The sequence below is a fragment of the Streptomyces sp. NPDC033177 genome (assembly GCF_055577715.1).
This window is the reverse complement of the sequence record NZ_JBVIPS010000005.1, coordinates 377,352-394,763: the sequence shown is the minus strand read 5'-3', so window position 1 is coordinate 394,763 and position 17,412 is coordinate 377,352. Positions and strand designations below refer to the sequence as shown.

At 69.8% G+C, this 17,412-nt stretch carries 19 protein-coding genes and 1 pseudogene; 16 read left to right on the top strand and 4 right to left on the bottom strand.

Going from position 1 to position 17,412, the window contains the following annotated elements; translation table 11 throughout:
- Positions 1 to 293: 293 nt before the first annotated feature.
- The 7 genes from infA to truA all read left to right on the top strand — a co-directional run bounded on the left by infA (position 294) and on the right by truA (position 4,408).
- Complete coding sequence (gene infA, locus ACZ5U5_RS19830) at positions 294 to 515, top strand: translation initiation factor IF-1 (protein ID WP_003948620.1); 222 nt, start codon at positions 294 to 296, stop codon at positions 513 to 515.
- A 58-nt stretch (positions 516 to 573) separates the two neighbouring features.
- On the top strand, positions 574 to 687 hold the full coding sequence (gene rpmJ, locus ACZ5U5_RS19825) for a 50S ribosomal protein L36 (protein WP_003974245.1): 114 nt from the start codon (positions 574 to 576) through the stop codon (positions 685 to 687).
- A 175-nt stretch (positions 688 to 862) separates the two neighbouring features.
- Positions 863 to 1,243, top strand: a complete 381-nt coding sequence (gene rpsM / locus ACZ5U5_RS19820; RefSeq protein ID WP_135332566.1) for a 30S ribosomal protein S13 — start codon at positions 863 to 865, stop codon at positions 1,241 to 1,243.
- Between the two features lie 65 nt (positions 1,244 to 1,308).
- Complete coding sequence (rpsK, locus tag ACZ5U5_RS19815; RefSeq protein WP_003948617.1) at positions 1,309 to 1,713, top strand: 30S ribosomal protein S11; 405 nt, start codon at positions 1,309 to 1,311, stop codon at positions 1,711 to 1,713.
- A 149-nt stretch (positions 1,714 to 1,862) separates the two neighbouring features.
- Complete coding sequence (locus ACZ5U5_RS19810; protein ID WP_016645160.1) at positions 1,863 to 2,885, top strand: DNA-directed RNA polymerase subunit alpha; 1,023 nt, start codon at positions 1,863 to 1,865, stop codon at positions 2,883 to 2,885.
- A gap of 86 nt (positions 2,886 to 2,971) precedes the next feature.
- Positions 2,972 to 3,472 (top strand): 50S ribosomal protein L17, encoded by a 501-nt coding sequence (gene rplQ, locus ACZ5U5_RS19805; RefSeq protein WP_469023240.1) that lies wholly within the window; start codon positions 2,972 to 2,974, stop codon positions 3,470 to 3,472.
- 81 nt (positions 3,473 to 3,553) lie between these two features.
- On the top strand, positions 3,554 to 4,408 hold the full coding sequence (truA, locus tag ACZ5U5_RS19800) for a tRNA pseudouridine(38-40) synthase TruA (RefSeq protein ID WP_469023237.1): 855 nt from the start codon (positions 3,554 to 3,556) through the stop codon (positions 4,406 to 4,408).
- Between the two features lie 30 nt (positions 4,409 to 4,438).
- Here truA and ACZ5U5_RS19795 read toward each other — a convergent pair whose 3' ends face one another.
- Positions 4,439 to 5,287, bottom strand: coding sequence for a hypothetical protein (locus ACZ5U5_RS19795; protein ID WP_469023235.1), 849 nt, complete (start codon positions 5,285 to 5,287; stop codon positions 4,439 to 4,441).
- Between the two features lie 74 nt (positions 5,288 to 5,361).
- Between ACZ5U5_RS19795 and ACZ5U5_RS19790 the strand changes: the two genes are divergently transcribed.
- From ACZ5U5_RS19790 to glmM, 4 genes are all read left to right on the top strand, one after another.
- Entirely contained in the window at positions 5,362 to 6,570 is a 1,209-nt protein-coding gene (locus ACZ5U5_RS19790) for a glycosyltransferase family 87 protein (RefSeq protein WP_469023234.1), read from the top strand.
- A gap of 214 nt (positions 6,571 to 6,784) precedes the next feature.
- Entirely contained in the window at positions 6,785 to 7,228 is a 444-nt protein-coding gene (gene rplM / locus ACZ5U5_RS19785) for a 50S ribosomal protein L13 (RefSeq protein ID WP_160506678.1), read from the top strand.
- A 46-nt stretch (positions 7,229 to 7,274) separates the two neighbouring features.
- Entirely contained in the window at positions 7,275 to 7,796 is a 522-nt protein-coding gene (gene rpsI / locus ACZ5U5_RS19780; protein ID WP_249588321.1) for a 30S ribosomal protein S9, read from the top strand.
- Between the two features lie 134 nt (positions 7,797 to 7,930).
- Positions 7,931 to 9,289, top strand: coding sequence for a phosphoglucosamine mutase (glmM, locus tag ACZ5U5_RS19775; protein WP_469023231.1), 1,359 nt, complete (start codon positions 7,931 to 7,933; stop codon positions 9,287 to 9,289).
- On the opposite strand, the gene ACZ5U5_RS19770 is transcribed toward glmM, so the two are convergent.
- Both ACZ5U5_RS19770 and coaA read right to left on the bottom strand, forming a co-directional pair.
- Positions 9,286 to 10,233, bottom strand: coding sequence for a DUF389 domain-containing protein (locus ACZ5U5_RS19770; protein WP_469023229.1), 948 nt, complete (start codon positions 10,231 to 10,233; stop codon positions 9,286 to 9,288). The genes glmM and ACZ5U5_RS19770 overlap by 4 nt on opposite strands.
- Positions 10,234 to 10,262: 29 nt before the next feature.
- Positions 10,263 to 11,261, bottom strand: coding sequence for a type I pantothenate kinase (gene coaA, locus ACZ5U5_RS19765; RefSeq protein WP_453686833.1), 999 nt, complete (start codon positions 11,259 to 11,261; stop codon positions 10,263 to 10,265).
- A gap of 99 nt (positions 11,262 to 11,360) precedes the next feature.
- Between coaA and ACZ5U5_RS19760 the strand changes: the two genes are divergently transcribed.
- The 5 genes and pseudogenes from ACZ5U5_RS19760 to tsaE all read left to right on the top strand — a co-directional run bounded on the left by ACZ5U5_RS19760 (position 11,361) and on the right by tsaE (position 16,476).
- On the top strand, positions 11,361 to 11,729 hold the full coding sequence (locus tag ACZ5U5_RS19760; RefSeq protein ID WP_365823521.1) for a holo-ACP synthase: 369 nt from the start codon (positions 11,361 to 11,363) through the stop codon (positions 11,727 to 11,729).
- Positions 11,730 to 11,764: 35 nt separating this feature from the next.
- Positions 11,765 to 13,213 (top strand): NAD(P)H-hydrate dehydratase, encoded by a 1,449-nt coding sequence (locus ACZ5U5_RS19755; protein WP_469023226.1) that lies wholly within the window; start codon positions 11,765 to 11,767, stop codon positions 13,211 to 13,213.
- 347 nt (positions 13,214 to 13,560) lie between these two features.
- Positions 13,561 to 14,712 (top strand): alanine racemase, encoded by a 1,152-nt coding sequence (alr, locus tag ACZ5U5_RS19750; protein ID WP_469023224.1) that lies wholly within the window; start codon positions 13,561 to 13,563, stop codon positions 14,710 to 14,712.
- A 13-nt stretch (positions 14,713 to 14,725) separates the two neighbouring features.
- Positions 14,726 to 15,910, top strand: a pseudogene (locus tag ACZ5U5_RS19745) (alpha/beta fold hydrolase); the annotation flags it as partial.
- Between the two features lie 35 nt (positions 15,911 to 15,945).
- Positions 15,946 to 16,476 carry a tRNA (adenosine(37)-N6)-threonylcarbamoyltransferase complex ATPase subunit type 1 TsaE gene (tsaE, locus tag ACZ5U5_RS19740; RefSeq protein ID WP_469023221.1) on the top strand — a complete coding sequence of 177 codons (531 nt, stop codon included), beginning with the start codon at positions 15,946 to 15,948 and terminating at the stop codon, positions 16,474 to 16,476.
- Positions 16,477 to 16,760: 284 nt separating this feature from the next.
- Here tsaE and ACZ5U5_RS19735 read toward each other — a convergent pair whose 3' ends face one another.
- Complete coding sequence (locus tag ACZ5U5_RS19735; protein ID WP_469023219.1) at positions 16,761 to 17,312, bottom strand: hypothetical protein; 552 nt, start codon at positions 17,310 to 17,312, stop codon at positions 16,761 to 16,763.
- Positions 17,313 to 17,412: the final 100 nt, after the last annotated feature.

The window sequence follows — 17,412 nt, the reverse complement described above, 5'->3', positions numbered from 1 at the left end:
GGCAAGGCCAAGCTGGCGGAGTACGGGGTTACTGTCGCGCCGGACCCGCTGGGCTGACGGACCCCTGGGTTTACGGAAACCCGCCTGCGTCGGGGCGGGCGCCGCTGGAGCGGTACCCGGCAGTGGTGAGCACAGCCGGGCATCTTTGCTTAAGGATCATCCCGATGGGGCATTCTTCCTCGATTCGTGTTTCCGGGGTGCCTGACGTAGACTGACTCGTCGGCTCTCGTGCATCCGTGTGTCTGCATGCGGCGTACGAAGTCGATCAAGGTAGTCGATTCGAAGGGCAAAGCGTGGCCAAGAAGCAAGGTGCCATCGAGATCGAAGGCACTGTCGTCGAGTCTCTCCCGAACGCCATGTTCAAGGTAGAGCTCCAGAACGGCCACCAGGTCCTGGCACACATCAGCGGCAAGATGCGCATGCACTACATCCGCATCCTCCCTGACGACCGGGTCGTGGTGGAGCTGTCTCCGTACGACCTGACGCGTGGCCGGATCGTCTACCGGTACAAGTAGATCTTGCCCGCACCCCATTCACGTGGGGTGATGGCACTGACCCGGAGAACCTCACCCAATGAAGGTCAAGCCGAGCGTCAAGAAGATCTGCGACAAGTGCAGGGTGATCCGCCGTCACGGCCGGGTCATGGTTATCTGCGACAACCCGCGCCACAAGCAGCGCCAGGGCTGACGCACTGCAGTTCGCAGATTTTCGCGCGACGCACGTAAGCACATGTGCAGGACCCGTCCCTCTTCAGTGATGGAGGGCGACACCCCCGGTCGGAGGCCGGGGACCCAGGATGTACCTCGTACGGCACCTGGGAACGGTTCTGCTGAAGACCTCCGAAAATCAACAGGAGCCTTGAATGGCACGCCTTGAAGGTGTTGACCTCCCGCGCGAAAAGCGTGTCGAGGTTGCCCTCACGTACGTGTTCGGCATTGGCCGCACGCTGTCCCAGCAGACGCTGGACGCCACCGGTGTGGACCGCAACACCCGTGTTCGTGATCTGTCCGAAGAGGACCTGATCAAGATCCGCGAGTACGTGGACGCCAACATCCAGACGGAGGGTGACCTCCGCCGCGAGATCCAGGCCGACATCCGCCGCAAGGTCGAGATCGGTTGCTACCAGGGTCTTCGTCACCGTCGTGGCCTGCCCGTCCGCGGTCAGCGCACCAGCACGAACGCTCGTACCCGCAAGGGCCCGCGTCGCGCCATCGCCGGTAAGAAGAAGCCGGGCAAGAAGTAGTCCTCGCTCAGCGGTCTATCGACAGCTGTCGCTGCAGGACCGACCACCTCCCGTAGGAGTAATAGATGCCCCCCAAGGGTCGTCAGGGCGCTGCCAAGAAGGTGCGCCGCAAGGAAAAGAAGAACGTCGCTCACGGGCACGCCCACATCAAGAGCACGTTCAACAACACCATCGTCTCGATCACGGACCCCACGGGCAACGTGATCAGCTGGGCCTCCGCCGGCCACGTCGGCTTCAAGGGCTCGCGCAAGTCGACTCCGTTCGCCGCGCAGATGGCCGCCGAGTCGGCCGCGCGTCGCGCCCAGGAGCACGGCATGCGCAAGGTTGACGTCTTCGTCAAGGGTCCGGGTTCCGGTCGTGAGACCGCCATCCGTTCGCTGCAGGCGACCGGCCTCGAGGTCGGCTCGATCCAGGACGTCACGCCGACGCCGCACAACGGCTGCCGTCCCCCCAAGCGTCGCCGCGTCTGACGCACGTCGCTTGACCCAGGGATATTTCGGGCGGTACGGCTCCTCGGAGCCGTACCGCCCGTACCCTTGTACTGCATATACATCGGGCTACCGCCCGGTGGCATCAGGGCATCAAATAGTGGGTGCCCCTGAGCTGAAGGAAATACTTCATGCTGATCGCTCAGCGTCCCTCGTTGACCGAAGAGGTCGTCGACGAATTCCGCTCCCGGTTCGTGATCGAGCCGCTGGAGCCGGGCTTCGGTTACACCCTCGGCAACTCGCTGCGTCGGACCCTTCTCTCCTCGATCCCGGGTGCGGCCGTCACGTCCATCCGCATCGACGGTGTCCTGCACGAGTTCACCACCGTGCCGGGCGTCAAGGAAGACGTCACCGACCTCATCCTCAACATCAAGCAGCTCGTCGTGAGCAGTGAGCACGATGAGCCTGTCGTGATGTACCTGCGCAAGCAGGGCCCCGGTCTGGTCACCGCCGCCGACATCGCGCCCCCGGCCGGTGTCGAGGTGCACAACCCCGACCTCGTTCTCGCCACGCTCAACGGCAAGGGCAAGCTGGAGATGGAGCTGACCGTCGAGCGCGGTCGCGGCTACGTCTCCGCCGTCCAGAACAAGCAGGTCGGCCAGGAGATCGGCCGCATCCCGGTCGACTCCATCTACAGCCCCGTGCTGAAGGTCACCTACAAGGTCGAGGCGACCCGAGTCGAGCAGCGCACCGACTTCGACAAGCTGATCGTCGACGTCGAGACCAAGCAGGCCATGCGCCCGCGTGACGCCATGGCGTCCGCAGGCAAGACCCTGGTCGAGCTGTTCGGTCTGGCCCGCGAGCTCAACATCGACGCCGAGGGCATCGACATGGGCCCCTCGCCGACGGACGCGGCCCTGGCCGCTGACCTGGCGCTGCCGATCGAGGAGCTCGAGCTCACCGTTCGGTCGTACAACTGCCTCAAGCGCGAGGGCATCCACTCCGTGGGTGAGCTCGTGGCCCGCTCGGAGGCGGACCTGCTCGACATCCGCAACTTCGGTGCGAAGTCGATCGACGAGGTCAAGATGAAGCTCAATGGCATGGGCCTCGCGCTGAAGGACTCGCCTCCCGGGTTCGACCCCACCGCTGCCGCTGACGCCTTCGGGGCTGACGACGACGCGGACGCCGGGTTCGTCGAGACCGAGCAGTACTAGAAAAAAGATTTCCCGTGGGGCGGCCGCCCCACGGGCACTGACACCGGTACCTGATACGGCCGGTGCAGCGATGAAGGAGAAACACCATGCCGAAGCCCACCAAGGGTGCCCGTATGGGCGGCAGCGCCGCGCACGAGAAGCTTCTGCTGGCGAACCTCGCCAAGCAGCTCTTCGAGTACGGCCGCATCACCACCACCGAGGCGAAGGCCCGTCGTCTGCGTCCCTACGCGGAGCGTCTGGTCACCAAGGCGAAGAAGGGTGACCTTCACAACCGCCGCCAGGTGCTGTCCGTCATCACCGACAAGAGCATCGTGCACACGCTCTTCACGGAGATCGGCCCGCGCTACGAGAACCGCCCGGGTGGCTACACCCGTATCACCAAGATCGGTAACCGTCGTGGCGACAACGCGCCCATGGCGATCATCGAGCTGGTCGAGGCCCTGACCGTGGCCCAGGAGGCCACCGGTGAGGCCGAGGCGGCGACGAAGCGCTCTGCCAAGGACGCCGAGGTTTCTGAGCCCAAGGTCGACACGACCAAGGGTGACGAGGCTGCCGAGGAGTCCAAGGACGAGTCCAAGGACGCCTGAGGCTCTGCCTTGCTGTGAGCGGGTCCGCCCTTCGGGGCGGGCCCGCTTTCGCATGTACCTGGTGCTGAGAGGATTGTTGGTGTGAGTGATGAAGTAGAGCCCGGGTTCGTGCGGGTGCGGCTGGATCTTTCGTACGACGGCAAGGACTTCTCCGGCTGGGCCAAGCAGAAGCAGGGGCAGCGGACCGTCCAGGGGGAGATCGAGGCCGCGCTGAAGACCGTGACGCGGTCGCAGGAGACGTACGAGCTGACCGTGGCCGGGCGGACCGACAGTGGGGTGCACGCGCGGGGGCAGGTCGCCCACGTCGACCTGCCGGAGAGCGTGTGGGCCGAGCACAGTGACAAGCTGCTGCGCAGGCTGGCGGGGCGGCTGCCGCACGATGTGCGGGTGTGGAAGGTGGCCGAGGCTCCCGCCGGGTTCAACGCGCGGTTCGCGGCCGTGTGGCGGCGTTACGCCTATCGCGTGACGGACCACCCCGGCGGTGTCGACCCGCTGTTGCGCAGTCATGTGCTGTGGCACGACTGGGAGTTGGACCTCGACGCGATGAACGCCGCTGCCGAGAAGCTCCTCGGCGAGCATGACTTCGCTGCTTACTGCAAGCGGCGCGAGGGTGCCACCACCATCCGTACGCTCCAGGAACTGCGGTGGGAGCGGCGGCCGGACGGGATCCTCGAGGCGACCGTGCGGGCCGATGCCTTCTGCCACAACATGGTGCGGTCGCTGGTGGGTGCCATGTTGTTCGTGGGAGACGGGCATCGGCCCGTGGAGTGGCCCGCCAAGGTGCTTGCCGCTGGGGTGCGGGACTCCGCCGTGCATGTCGTACGGCCGCACGGGCTGACCCTTGAGGAAGTCGGTTACCCCGCCGACGAGTTGCTCGCCGCGCGGAGCAAGGAAGCGCGCAACAAGCGGACGTTGCCCGGCGCCGGGTGCTGCTGAGCCCCGGCTGCCGGACCGTCGGCCGCCGGACTACTGCGGGGCGTTGGCCGCGGCGGAAGCCTGGGCCTCGCCCCGCCGGTTGATCTGGCCGAAGGCGAAGCGGGCCAGGTCGTCGCCGGTCGTGTAGACCTTGCGCTCCTTCGTGGTGACGTCCTTGTCGCTGGTGAAGCCGGAGGTCGTGAAGTAGGCGTAGCGGCCGTAGGCGTTGTAGGTGCCGCGGCAGACCGCCGTACGGCAGAAGGCGGGCACGCCCTTGCCGGACAGGGAGAGGACCAGGCCTTCCTTCGCCTGGTCGTTGACCTTGGCGGCCTGGGCCGCGGTGTCGAAGACGGCGACGCCGACCGTGACGGCGATGTTGTCCTTCACGTAGCTGGCGCGGAAGAGCTGCGTGCAGTCGTTCTTCGTGAGGATCGCGCCGAGCTTGGCCTGGGTGACGCTCGCGCACTTCTTCGTGCCGCTGGTGGCGCCCTTCTTGTAGACGCGGTCGCCCGAGGTCAGCGACTTGCCGGGGAAGAGCGTGTCGGCGCTGAGCGGCGCCTTGTCCTTCTTGGCGCTGGAGATGAACTCCTTGGGGTCCGGCGGGGGCGGCGGCGTCGTCTCCTCGAAGGACGGCCCGGGGTTCTCGCTCGCGCCGGGGATGTCCGCGGTCGAGGGCAGCTCGCTCGCCGGTTTGTTCGAAGCGGAGGTGTTGTCGCTGTTCGCGGAGACGACCGCGACGGCGACGGCGGCCGCGACCACGACGGTGGCGAGCGCGCCGCCGCCGATCATCAGCCACTTGCGGCGCCGGGTGCGCGATTCGGACGCCTCGGCGAGCGCCGCCCAGTCAGGGGTCTGTGAATCCCCTGGACCCCACTGAGGTCCCCCTTGCCCAAAGCTCATGCGCCGCATCTTAGACGGGGAGTTGGGGATGTTGAGCGGGGGCCGGGGGAGGTGGTCGACCTAGCCTGATCCCTATGAATACGGGCAAAGTAACTGTTAGCGGGTGGTTGCTGCGGCCGGCGACCTGGCATGCCTGGGCGGCGCTGGGGGTCGTGCTGCTCGCCACGGTCATCCGGGTGGGGCTGCGGTCCGAGGTCGGCGGGATGGACAACGCCATCGTGGTGCGGGCCGGCGAGGCATGGCTCGAGGGGCGTTCGCCCTATGCCGACCGGCACTTCCTCTATCTGCCGGGCGCCGTGCTCGCGGCGGCGCCACAGACGGTGCTTCCGCAGTCCGTCGTGCGGTTCCTCGTCCCGGCGGGGGTCGCGGCCTCGCTCGTCCTCGGGTGGGGGTGTGCGCTGCGGATCCACGGGGTGGCCTGGCGCAGCCGGTTCGCGGTGCTCGGTCTGCTCGCGCTCGCCGTGGGGTTCGCGCCGTTCGGGCATCTCGTCCGGCTCGGCAACTGGACCGTGGCGTCTGCGGCCGCGCTGCCGCTCGCGCTGTTGCTCGTGTGCCGGGGCAGGTGGATGGCCGCGGGCCTGGTGATCGGGGCCGTGGTCGCCGTGAAGCCGCTGCTCGTGCCGGTGGTGCTGCTCTTCGTCTTCGCCCGGCAGTGGCGCGCGCTCGGGGCCGCGGTGCTCCTGCCCGCGGTGATTTCGGTGGGCGCGGCGCTGACCATGCCGGACCCCGCGGGGTTCTTCACGCGGACGCTGCCGTTCCTGCTGCGGAGCGACGACAGCTTCGTACGGCTCTACGAGGCGTCACCCGCCGCGATCCTGCCGCGGCTCGGCGTGCCGCAGGCGGTGGCGTCGGTGTTCGCGATCTTGGCCGCGGGAGCGGGGGTGTGGTGCGCGTGGCGGCGCTGGCGGGGCGGGGGCGCTCAGGTGCCGCGGGTGGTGGAGACGGCCGTGATGCTGATGCTGGCGGCCTTCTTGGTCTCCAGGCCGTCGTACGACCACTATCTGCTCGTCGTCGTGCCGCTGCTGCTCTCCGGGGCGCTCGTGCCGGGTGCGGTGGCCCGGGACAAGTGGTTCTGGCTGGCGCTCGTCCCGCAGATCCCCGGGTTCACCTGGCCTTGGCTGGAACCCGGCAACCGGCGGGCCTTCCGGGACTGCGTCACGCTGTGTGTGCTGGCCTTCACGGCAGGCTGGTGCTGTCTGCGGCCGCGCGCGGTTACCCTGGACGGCACAGATCCTCCTGGGGTGGTGGAGTCGCCGGTACCGGTCTCCAGATCCGCGTTTTGACCCGTACGGGGCGGCGCGGGTACTCTCGAGGATTGTTATACGTATTGGGTTTCGTCGTTCTCACGCGAAAGGGCCCTTACGTAGGTTCCCTGGAGCAGTTACCAGTGGCTCGCATACGGGCAGCGTCCCCGGCATTGTGAGCCCCAGCTGCATGATTCGCTTCCGGGGATCCGTGTGTCTGGACCCCATCCACTGAAGAAGCGAAGGCTACGAAGTGCGTACGTACAGCCCCAAGCCCGGCGATGTGACCCGCCAGTGGCACGTCATCGACGCCCAGGACATCGTCCTGGGCCGTCTGGCGACCACTGCCGCCAACCTCCTGCGGGGCAAGCACAAGGCGATCTACGCCCCCCACATGGACATGGGCGACTTCGTCATCATCATCAACGCCGACAAGGTTCACCTGTCCGGCAACAAGAAGACCCAGAAGCTGGCGTACCGCCACTCCGGTTACCCGGGTGGTCTGCGTTCCGTCCGCTACGACGAGCTTCTTGAGAAGAACCCCGAGAAGGCCGTCGAGAAGGCCATCAAGGGCATGATCCCCAAGAACACCCTGGGCCGTCAGATGCTCTCGAAGCTGAAGGTCTACGCGGGCGACCAGCACCCGCACGGCGCTCAGCAGCCGGTCCCGTTCGAGATCACCCAGGTCGCGCAGTAGTTCCGGCCACACCCCCTAAGACGTAAAGAAAGATCTGAGGAGAATCGTGGCCGAGACCACCGTTGAGCAGCCGGTCGAAGAGACCGAGGTTGTTGACGTCGAGCAGTACACCACCGAGTCCGAGGCGCCCGTCGAGGGCGAGTACACCTCGGAGTCGAACGCCGCGCGCTTCGGCGACCCCCAGCCGGCCGCCGGCCTGGGCCGTCGCAAGAACGCCATCGCCCGCGTCCGGATCGTCCCGGGCACCGGCAAGTGGAAGGTCAACGGGCGCACGCTCGAGGACTACTTCCCGAACAAGGTCCACCAGCAGGAAGTCAACGAGCCCTTCAAGGTGCTCGAGCTCGACAACCGCTACGACGTCATCGCCCGCATCTCGGGTGGCGGCGTCTCCGGTCAGGCCGGTGCGCTCCGTCTCGGTGTCGCCCGTGCGCTGAACGAGGCCGACGTCGACAACAACCGCGCCGCCCTCAAGAAGGCCGGTTACCTCAAGCGTGACGACCGTGCGGTCGAGCGCAAGAAGGCCGGTCTCAAGAAGGCCCGCAAGGCTCCGCAGTACAGCAAGCGCTAATCTGCCTGCTTGTACTTCTCGTTCGCCCCGGCGGCACGTTGTGTGCTGCCGGGGCGTTCGTTTATCGCAAACCCCGGCGACACCGGGGCGGGACCCCGGTGTCGCCGGGGTCAGAAGTCCGGAGGAGGACAGCAGTGGGACGACTCTTCGGTACGGACGGCGTGCGCGGGGTCGCCAACGCGGATCTGACGGCCGAGCTCGCGCTCGGTCTCTCCGTCGCGGCGGCTCATGTGCTCGGCGAGGTGGGAACGTTCGAGGGGCATCGGCCCGTCGCGGTGGTCGGGCGTGACCCGCGTGCGTCAGGGGAGTTCCTGGAGGCCGCGGTGGTCGCCGGTCTCGCGAGCGCGGGAGTGGACGTCCAGCTCGTCGGTGTGCTGCCCACCCCCGCGGTGGCGCATCTCACCGGTGCGCTGGGCGCCGACCTCGGCGTGATGCTCTCCGCGAGCCACAACGCCATGCCGGACAACGGCATCAAGTTCTTCGCGCGCGGCGGCCAGAAACTGGCCGACGAGCTGGAGGACCGCATCGAGTCCGTGTACGAGGAGCACCGCACCGGCGCTCCCTGGCAGCGCCCCACGGGCGCGGGCGTCGGCCGTGTGCAGACGTACGACCAGGGCCTCGACCAGTACGTGGCGCACCTCCTCGGCGTGCTCCCCAACCGCCTCGACGGACTGAAGATCGTCCTCGACGAGGCGCATGGCGCCGCCGCCCGTGTCTCGCCCGAGGCGTTCGCGCGCGCCGGTGCCGAGATCATCACGATCGGCGCCAAGCCGGACGGCCTGAACATCAACGACGGCTGCGGGTCCACGCACCTGGACCTGCTCAAGGCCGCCGTCGTCGAACACGGCGCCGACTTCGGTGTCGCGCACGACGGTGACGCGGACCGCTGCCTCGCCGTGGACCACACGGGTGCCGAGATCGACGGGGACCAGATCCTCGCCGTCCTGGCGCTTGCCATGCGCGAGCACGGCTCGCTGCGCGAGAACACCGTCGTCGCGACGGTCATGTCGAACCTGGGCTTCAAGCTCGCCATGGAGCGCGAGGGCCTCTCCCTCGTGCAGACCGCCGTCGGCGACCGGTACGTCCTGGAGTCGATGAAGCAGCACGGCTTCGCCCTCGGCGGCGAGCAGTCCGGGCACGTCATCGTCCTTGACCACGCGACCACGGGCGACGGCACCCTGACGGGGCTGCTGCTCGCGGCACGCGTCGCCGAAACCGGGCGCAGCCTCGCGGAGCTCGCCGGGGTCATGGAGCGGCTTCCGCAGATCCTGATCAACGTGCCCGACGTCGACAAGACGCGGGTCGACACCTCCGCCGAGCTGTCGGCCGCCGTCGCCGAGGCCGAGCGTGAACTGGGCGCCACGGGCCGGGTGTTGCTGCGCTCGTCCGGCACGGAGCCGCTGGTGCGCGTCATGGTGGAGGCCGCCGACATCGACCAGGCGCGGTCCGTGGCCGAGCGCCTCGCCGACGTGGTGAAGTCCGCGCTGGGCTAGACCGGCTGTTTCCCGGCGGTACGTTCGCGCTGCCTGGCCCAGAGGAACTTCTGGACGAGCAGCGTGAGCGTACCGGCGACGATGATGCCGAGCAGGTTGAGCAGCAGCTGCTCGGTGGAACCCCAGGTCTGTTTCGCGTCGCCGTAGCTGAGCGCCACCGCCGCGTTGGCCGCGGCGGGGACGGTCGTCACGGAAATGGCGACGCCCACCAGGGCGCCCGACTTGGCCGAGGTCAGCGAGAGCGTGCCGGCGGCTCCGGCCAGGACCGCCACGACGAACGAGAACCAGTCGGGCGCGTAGACGAAGCCGGTGTTGGGACGGTCCTGTTCCAACTGCTTCTCGGTGAAGAGGCCGACGGCATCCATGAAGTGGCTGAAGCCCACCGTCACCGCCATCGCGACGGCGAAGCCCACCAGGATCGCGACGAGCGAGCGCACGGCGAGGCGCGGGGCGCGCTGGACCAGGGCGGTGCAGAAACCCGCCAGGGGGCCGAACTCGGGGCCCACCGCCATCGCTCCCACGATCAGGATTGCGTTGTCCAGGACCACGCCGCAGGCCGCGATCATCGTGGCGAGCGTGATGAACGCGACGTAGGTGGCCGAGAGCGTCGACTCCTCGTGGGTCGCGTCGGAGAGCTGCTCCCACAGAACGGCGTCCGCGCCTTCGCCCGGGGCGTCGTCCTCGGCCTTGTCGGCACGCTGGGACAGGGACAGGTCGATGTTCTCGACCGCGATCGACCCCGACTCGTCGATGCCGAGCGAGCGCAGACCGCCGATCAGTTCGTCGCCCGCCTCGCGGGCCACGTCGCACATCACGACGTCGCCCACGGGGTTGCGGGCCGCGCCGGGCACCACGGCGAGGTGGGTGGTGCCGACCGTCCTCTCGATCAGACGCACCACGTCGTCGGTCTTGTCCGCCGGGGTGATCAGGCGCAGATGCAGCATCCGCGCAGGCTACCGGGGGAGCGACGGGGTCACAGCTTGCGCAGGCTCAGCTTCCGCACCTTGTGGTCCTCGCCCTTGCGGATGACCAGGGCGGCCCGGCCGCGCGTGGGGGCCACGTTCTCCAGGAGGTTGGGCTTGTTGATGGTGCGCCAGGTCGTGCGGGCGTAGTCCAGGGCCTCCTCCTCCGAGACCTGGGTGTACTTGCGGAAGTACGAGGACGGGTCCTGGAAAGCGGTGGCGCGGAGCTTCTTGAAGCGGTTGAGGTACCAGCGCTCGATGTCCTCGGCGCGCGCGTCCACGTACACGCTGAAGTCGAAGTAGTCGGCGAGTCCCACGCGGGTGCGGCCGTCCTTGCCGGGCAGGGCCGGCTGCAGGACGTTGATGCCTTCGACGATGAGGATGTCGGGGCGGCGGACCGTCAGGCGCTGGTCCGGCACGATGTCGTAGATCAGGTGGGAGTAGACGGGCGCGGTCACCTCGTCCTTGCCCGCCTTGATGTCCGCCACGAAGCGGGTCAGGGCCCTTCTGTCGTACGACTCCGGGAAGCCCTTCCTGGACATCAGGCCGCGGGCCTCCAGCTCCCTGGTGGGCAGGAGGAAGCCATCGGTCGTCACGCGCTCGACGCGGGGGTGCTCGGGCCAGCGGGAGAGCAGGGCCTGGAGGAGGCGGGCGACGGTCGACTTGCCGACGGCCACCGATCCGGCGACCCCTATGACGAAGGGGGTGCCCGACTGGGAGCCCTTCTCGCCGAGGAAGGTGTTCAGGGCGCCGCGCAGGCCGTCGGTGGCGCCTACGTAGAGGTTCAGGAGGCGCGAGAGCGGCAGATAGATGTCCCGCACCTCGTCCAGGTCGATGACATCACCCAGGCCGCGGAGCTTCTCCAGCTCCTCGGCGGTCAGGGGAAGCGGCGTCTTGTCACGCAGGGCGCTCCACTCGGTGCGGGTGAGGTCGACGTAGGGAGTCGCCTCCGGCCTGTGCCGGTGGGCGCTCCGCGGGTTCGTCGCGGGTTCGGAGACCGATGAGATCACAGTCCATTGTTACGGCTGTTTGAACGGGCCGGGGGGTGGGGTGTGTCACCCCGTGCGGGGCTTGAACGGATGAGGTGCCCGTCCTCGTAGGCTGCTGCCGTGATTATTGGGGTCGGAATCGACGTGGCCGAGATCGAGCGGTTCGAGGCGGCGCTCGAGCGCACCTCCGGGATGGCCGGGCGGCTCTTCGTGGAGCGGGAGTTGCTGCTGCCGAGCGGGGAGCGGCGGGGCATCGCCTCGCTTGCGGCCCGGTTCGCGGCGAAGGAAGCGCTGGCCAAGGCGCTCGGCGCGCCCGCGGGGCTGCGCTGGACGGACGCGGAGGTGTATGTCGAGGGGAGCGGGCAGCCGCGGCTTCGGGTCAAGGGGACGGTGGCCGCGCGGGCCGCCGAGCTTGGGGTGCGGTCCTGGCATGTCTCGCTCAGCCATGACGCGGGGGTGGCCTCCGCGGTGGTGATCGCCGAGGGCTGATTGCTGAGGGGTGGGCGCCGGGTGACACTCGGGGTATGCGTATCGCGTATCCGGTGGAGACGGTCAGGGCTGCTGAGCGGGAGCTGATGGCGAGGGTGCCGGAAGGTGCCCTGATGCAGAGGGCGGCGGCCGGGCTCGCGGTGGTCTGTGCCGAGGTGCTCGGCAAGGTGTACGGCTCCCGGGTCGTGCTGCTCGTGGGGAGCGGGGACAACGGCGGCGACGCGCTGTACGCCGGGGCCCGGCTCGCCCGGCGTGGGGCCGGGGTGTCGGCGGTGCTGCTCTCGCCCGAACGGGTGCACGCGGGCGGGCTCGCCGCCTTCCGTGCGGCCGGGGGACGGGTCGCCGCGGACGAGGGCGTGGACGGAGTCCTTCGCGCGGCTGATCTCGTGGTCGACGGGATCGTGGGGATCGGCGGAAAGGGCGGGCTGCGGGAGCCGGCCGCGGAACTGGTGGGTGCCGTACGGGATTTGGGTATCCCCGTGGTCGCCGTCGACCTGCCGAGCGGAGTCGACGCGGACAGCGGGGTGGTCGTCGGCGACGCGGTGCGGGCCGACGTGACGGTCACCTTCGGGGCGTACAAGCCGGGGCTCCTCATCGATCCCGGGCGGGAGTACGCGGGTGTGGTGCGCCTTGTCGACATCGGGCTCGAGCTGAGCCTTCCTGAGCTGGGCGGAGGCGAGGTCGAAGCTCTGCAGTACGTCGATGTCGCCTCGCTGCTGCCGATGCCGACCGGGGAGAGCGACAAGTACCGGCGGGGCGTCGTGGGGATCGTCGCAGGGTCCGCCCGGTACCCCGGGGCCGCAGTGCTCGCGGTCGCGGGTGCGCTGCGGGGTGGCGCGGGGGCCGTGCGGTACGTGGGGCACGCGGCGGACGCCGTCATCGCGCGGTTCCCGGAGACCCTCGTCTCCGCCGGTCCGCCGTCCAAGGCCGGGCGCGTGCAGGCGTGGGTGGTCGGGCCGGGGCTGGGGGACGACGCCGAGCGGCTCGCGGACGTGGTGGCCGCCGATGTGCCGGTGCTGATCGACGCGGACGGGCTGCGCCTCGCCGACGCGGCGGCCGTGCGGGGGCGCCAGGCGCCCACCTTGCTGACACCGCACGCGGGGGAGGCGGCCGCGCTGCTGGGGGTCGCGCGCGAGGAGGTGGAGCGCGGGCGCCTCGCCGCGGCGCGGGAGCTCGCGGGGCGGTACGGGGCGACGGTGCTGCTCAAGGGGTCCACGACGCTGGTCGCGGGGCCGGAGGGCGGGGCTCCGGTACGGGTCAACCCCACGGGGACGCCGTGGCTGGCCACCGCGGGCAGCGGGGACGTCCTTTCGGGGCTCGCGGGGGCGTTGCTGGCGGCGGGTCTTGGTGCGGGGGACGCGGGGGCGGTGGGCGCGTACTTGCATGGCCTTGCCGGGCGGCATGCGGCGGATGGGGCGCCGGTGGGGGCGCATGACGTGGCGGAGTCGATTCCTGCGGCTTGGCGGGATGTACGGGGGGACTAGCGTCCGGCTGGGCGGCGCGGGTTCCCTGCGGGGCTGGGGCCGTGCGTTGCCGTCTGCGGGGCGGCGTGCGGTGCCTCGGGGCCGCTCCGTGTGTGGGTGCGGGGCCGTTCCGGTATGTCCGTCCTCGCTATCGTCCGGTGGCCGCGGGGCTGCTTCGGCACCGGAGCGCCGGAAACCGTGCTCCGGGCAGACATACCGGCACGTCCCCTCGCGCGCGCTGCCGACTGCGGCTGATCGCTGCGGGGCAATCGGGTGGGTGGGCGGGAAAGCTTGTTCGGTCAGGGGCGGATGCGGGGAGCGGGCACAGGCCAGGGGCCAGGCGCCGCTCTGAGACACTGGTCGGCGTTATGACTGAGACCGCACCTTTGCGTGCCCGCGCCGAGATCGACCTGGCCGCCCTCCGGGCCAACGTGCGGACTTTGCGCGCGCACGCACCAGGAGCCGCCTTCATGGCCGTCGTGAAGGCGGACGCGTACGGCCACGGGATGGTGCCCTGCGCCCGCGCGGCCGTCGAGGCCGGAGCCACCTGGGTGGGCACCGCGACCCCCGAGGAGGCCCTCGCGCTGCGGGCCGCCGGGATCGAGGGGCGCCTGATGTGCTGGCTGTGGACGCCGGGCGGGCCCTGGGCCGAGGGCATCGAGGCCGACCTCGACATGTCGGTGAGCGGCCTCTGGGCGCTGCGCGAAGTCTCCGCCGCCGCACGGACCGTGGGGCGTACGGCGCGTATCCAGCTGAAGGCCGACACCGGCCTCGGGCGGGGCGGCTGTATGCCCGCCGACTGGCCCGAACTCGTCTCGCAGGCGCTGCAGGCCGAGGCCGAGGGCCTGGTGCGGGTCACCGGACTCTGGTCGCACTTCGCGTGCGCCGACGAGCCGGGGCACCCGTCCATCGCGGCCCAACTCACCCTGTTCCGCGAGATGGTCGCGGCCGCCGAGGAGCGGGGCATCCGGCCCGAGGTGCGGCACATCGCCAACTCGCCCGGCACGCTCACCCTTCCGGAGACCCACTTCGACCTCGTACGGCCCGGGATCGCGATGTACGGGATCTCGCCCAGCCCCGAGGTCGGCACATCGGAGGAGTTCGGGCTGCGCCCTGTCATGCGGCTCAGCGCCTCGCTCGCCCTGGTGAAGCACGCCCCGGGGGGTCACGGCGTGAGTTACGGGCATCACTACGTCACACCCGGTGAGACGACCCTTGGACTCGTCCCCGTCGGGTACGGGGACGGGGTTCCGCGCCACGCGTCCGGCACCGGACCCGTGCTCGTCGGCGGCAAGCTGCGGACCGTCGCCGGGCGGGTGGCGATGGACCAGTTCGTGGTCGACCTCGGCGGTGACGAGCCGGCGGTGGGCTCCGAAGTGGTCCTGTTCGGTCCCGGCGACCGGGGTGAGCCGACCGCCGAGGACTGGGCGCAGGCGGCGGGCACCATCGCGTACGAGATCGTCACCCGCATCGGATCGCGTGTCCCGCGCGTCCATGTGAACGAGCGACCCGAAGAGTGAGGAGGAGCGGTACGTGAGCGAGACCAGCACGGGGGCGGCCGCGGACGTGGTGACGGAAGTCGCCGCGGCGGCCGGGAACTGGCGCAGGGCCGGCTTCGCCGGTGCCGCGATAGGTGTCGTCGCCGCGGGCGCGGCGGCCGGTGTGGCCATCGAGCGGCTGACCGTCGGCCGCGGCATGCGCAAGAAGGCGCGGCTCGCACTCGACGCGTCCGGTCCGTACGGCTCGCTGCGCGGCCTGCCGGGCACGGCGTACGCGGACGACGGCACGGAACTCTCGTACGAGGTCGACGAGGTGGAGGCGGACGGCGATCAGGTGCCGCGCCGCCGCAGGCTCTTCGGGCGCAAGGTGCCCGCTCCCGTCACCGTCGTCTTCAGCCACGGCTACTGCCTGAACCAGGACTCCTGGCACTTCCAGCGGGCTGCCCTGCGGGGCGTCGTGCGCTGCGTGTACTGGGACCAGCGCAGCCACGGCCGTTCGGGGCGCGGCGTGGCGCAGACGGACGGGACGCCGGTCTCCATCGACCAGTTGGGGCGGGACCTGAAGACCGTCATCGACGCGGCGGCGCCCGAGGGGCCGCTGGTCCTCGTCGGGCACTCCATGGGGGGCATGACGACGATGGCCCTCGCCGATCACTACCCGGAACTGATCCGCGAGCGCGTCGTCGGCGTCGCCCTCGTCGGTACGTCGTCCGGGCGGCTCGGCCAGGTCAACTTCGGCCTCCCGGTCGCCGGGATGAACGCCGTGCGGCGTGTGCTTCCGGGGGTCCTGAAGGCCCTCGGGTCGCAGGCCGAGCTGGTGGAGAAGGGGCGGCGGGCCACCGCGGACCTCTTCGCCGGAGTCATCAAGCGCTATTCGTTCTCGTCGAGGGAAGTGGACCCGGCGATCTCGCGGTTCGCCGAGCGGATGATCGAGTCGACGCCGATCGACGTGGTCGCGGAGTTCTATCCGGCGTTCGCCGAGCACGACAAGGCGGAGGCGCTCAAGCACTTCGCCCAGCTTCCGGTGCTCGTCCTGGCGGGGGACAAGGACCTGGTGACGCCGAGCGAGCACAGCGAGGCCATCGCCGGTCTGCTCCCGGACGCCGAACTGGTGCTCGTCCCGGACGCCGGGCACCTGGCCATGCTGGAGCACCCCGAGGTCGTCACGGACCGCCTGGCGGACCTTCTCGCGCGTGCGGGGGCGACGCCGGCTTCGGCCGATGCACGGACGTCCAGCGGCTAACGTGGGTGGGCATGGAAGCACCGCACAACCCGGCCCCCGTGAACGATCCGGCCCCCGTGAACTCCCTCGGCATCACCGTCACCTCCCCCGAGCAGATGGGCGACCTGGGTCGCCGCCTGGCCAAGCTGCTGCGCCCCGGTGACCTCGTGATGCTCACCGGCGAGCTCGGCGCCGGCAAGACGACCCTGACCCGCGGCCTCGGCGAGGGCCTCGGCGTGCGCGGCGCCGTCACGTCACCGACCTTCGTCATCGCCCGCGTCCACCCGTCCCTCTCCGAAGGGCCGCCCCTGGTGCACGTGGACGCGTACCGCCTGGGCGGCGGCCTCGACGAGATGGAGGACCTCGACCTCGACGTCTCGCTGCCCGAATCGGTGATCGTCGTGGAGTGGGGCGACGGCAAGGTCGAGGAGCTCTCCGACGACCGGCTGCGTGTCGTCATCGACCGGACCGTCGGCGACACGACGGACGAGGTGCGAGAAGTGACGCTGACCGGCGTCGGACCGCGCTGGGCCGAAGCCGACCTCACGCTGCTTTCGGCCTGATCCTCGTCTTTTCGCCCAACATTCCGACAAGGCGTCGGGAAGATGTTGCGCGGCGCGCGTCGCGCGTGGTCACATGGATACCAGTACGGGTTAGGTCTACCTAACCACGTCTGCCCCCGGAGCCCAGGAGGCATCCATGTCGGCTTCAGAACATGACGCCAAGCCCCGGCCGCACGGGCTGTCGGGGCCGTCGGGGATTTCGATGCGCGATCTGCTGGCGTCCTGCGCGGCCGCGAGCGAGGTGTCCACACCGCCACGCGATCCGGCACCCAGGGGCGAAGCGGCTACGGAACGACGACGACCTTCTTGCTGATCGTCGCGAACTCCCACATCGCGTTGCCGTCCTTGCGCGACTCGCGGATGCCGCCGGTCTTCTTCGACAGGTCCGGCTTCGGCGTCGAGCCGTCCACCGCCGCGCTGAAGCCGATCGCGATCCCGTCCACGGTCGCGAAGCGCACGACGTGCTCGATCGCCACGCCGTCCGTTCCGGTGACGGTGCCCGAGCGCGAGGTGACGGCGTACGTGCCGGGGACCGGGTCCACCGTGCTCGGGGTGACCTTGAAGGTGCGCTGCGCCTTGCCGGAGCCGCCGACCAGCCACACGCGGTCCTCGCCCACCGAGTAGACGACCCGCTCGCCCGCACCGGACTGCGCGGGGACCGTCGTCGGGTCTGCCTTCTCCTTGGGGGAGCGGGTGGTCGACGCGGAGGGGGAGGCGTCCGGTTTCTTGCCCAGGGTGTCCGGCACGTTGGCCGAGGCCTGGAAAGCGAGGAAGCCGACCGCGGCGAGCGCAGCGGCGGTGAGCCCGGCCACGAATCCCGAGCTGCTCCTGGACACCTGCGCCACCCTCTTCGTACTCCGTACGGCTATGGGGTGACGTTAGCAGCAGGTGTGCGGCATCCTCGGGCGGCCGTGCTCCGGGCGTCGGAGCCGTAGG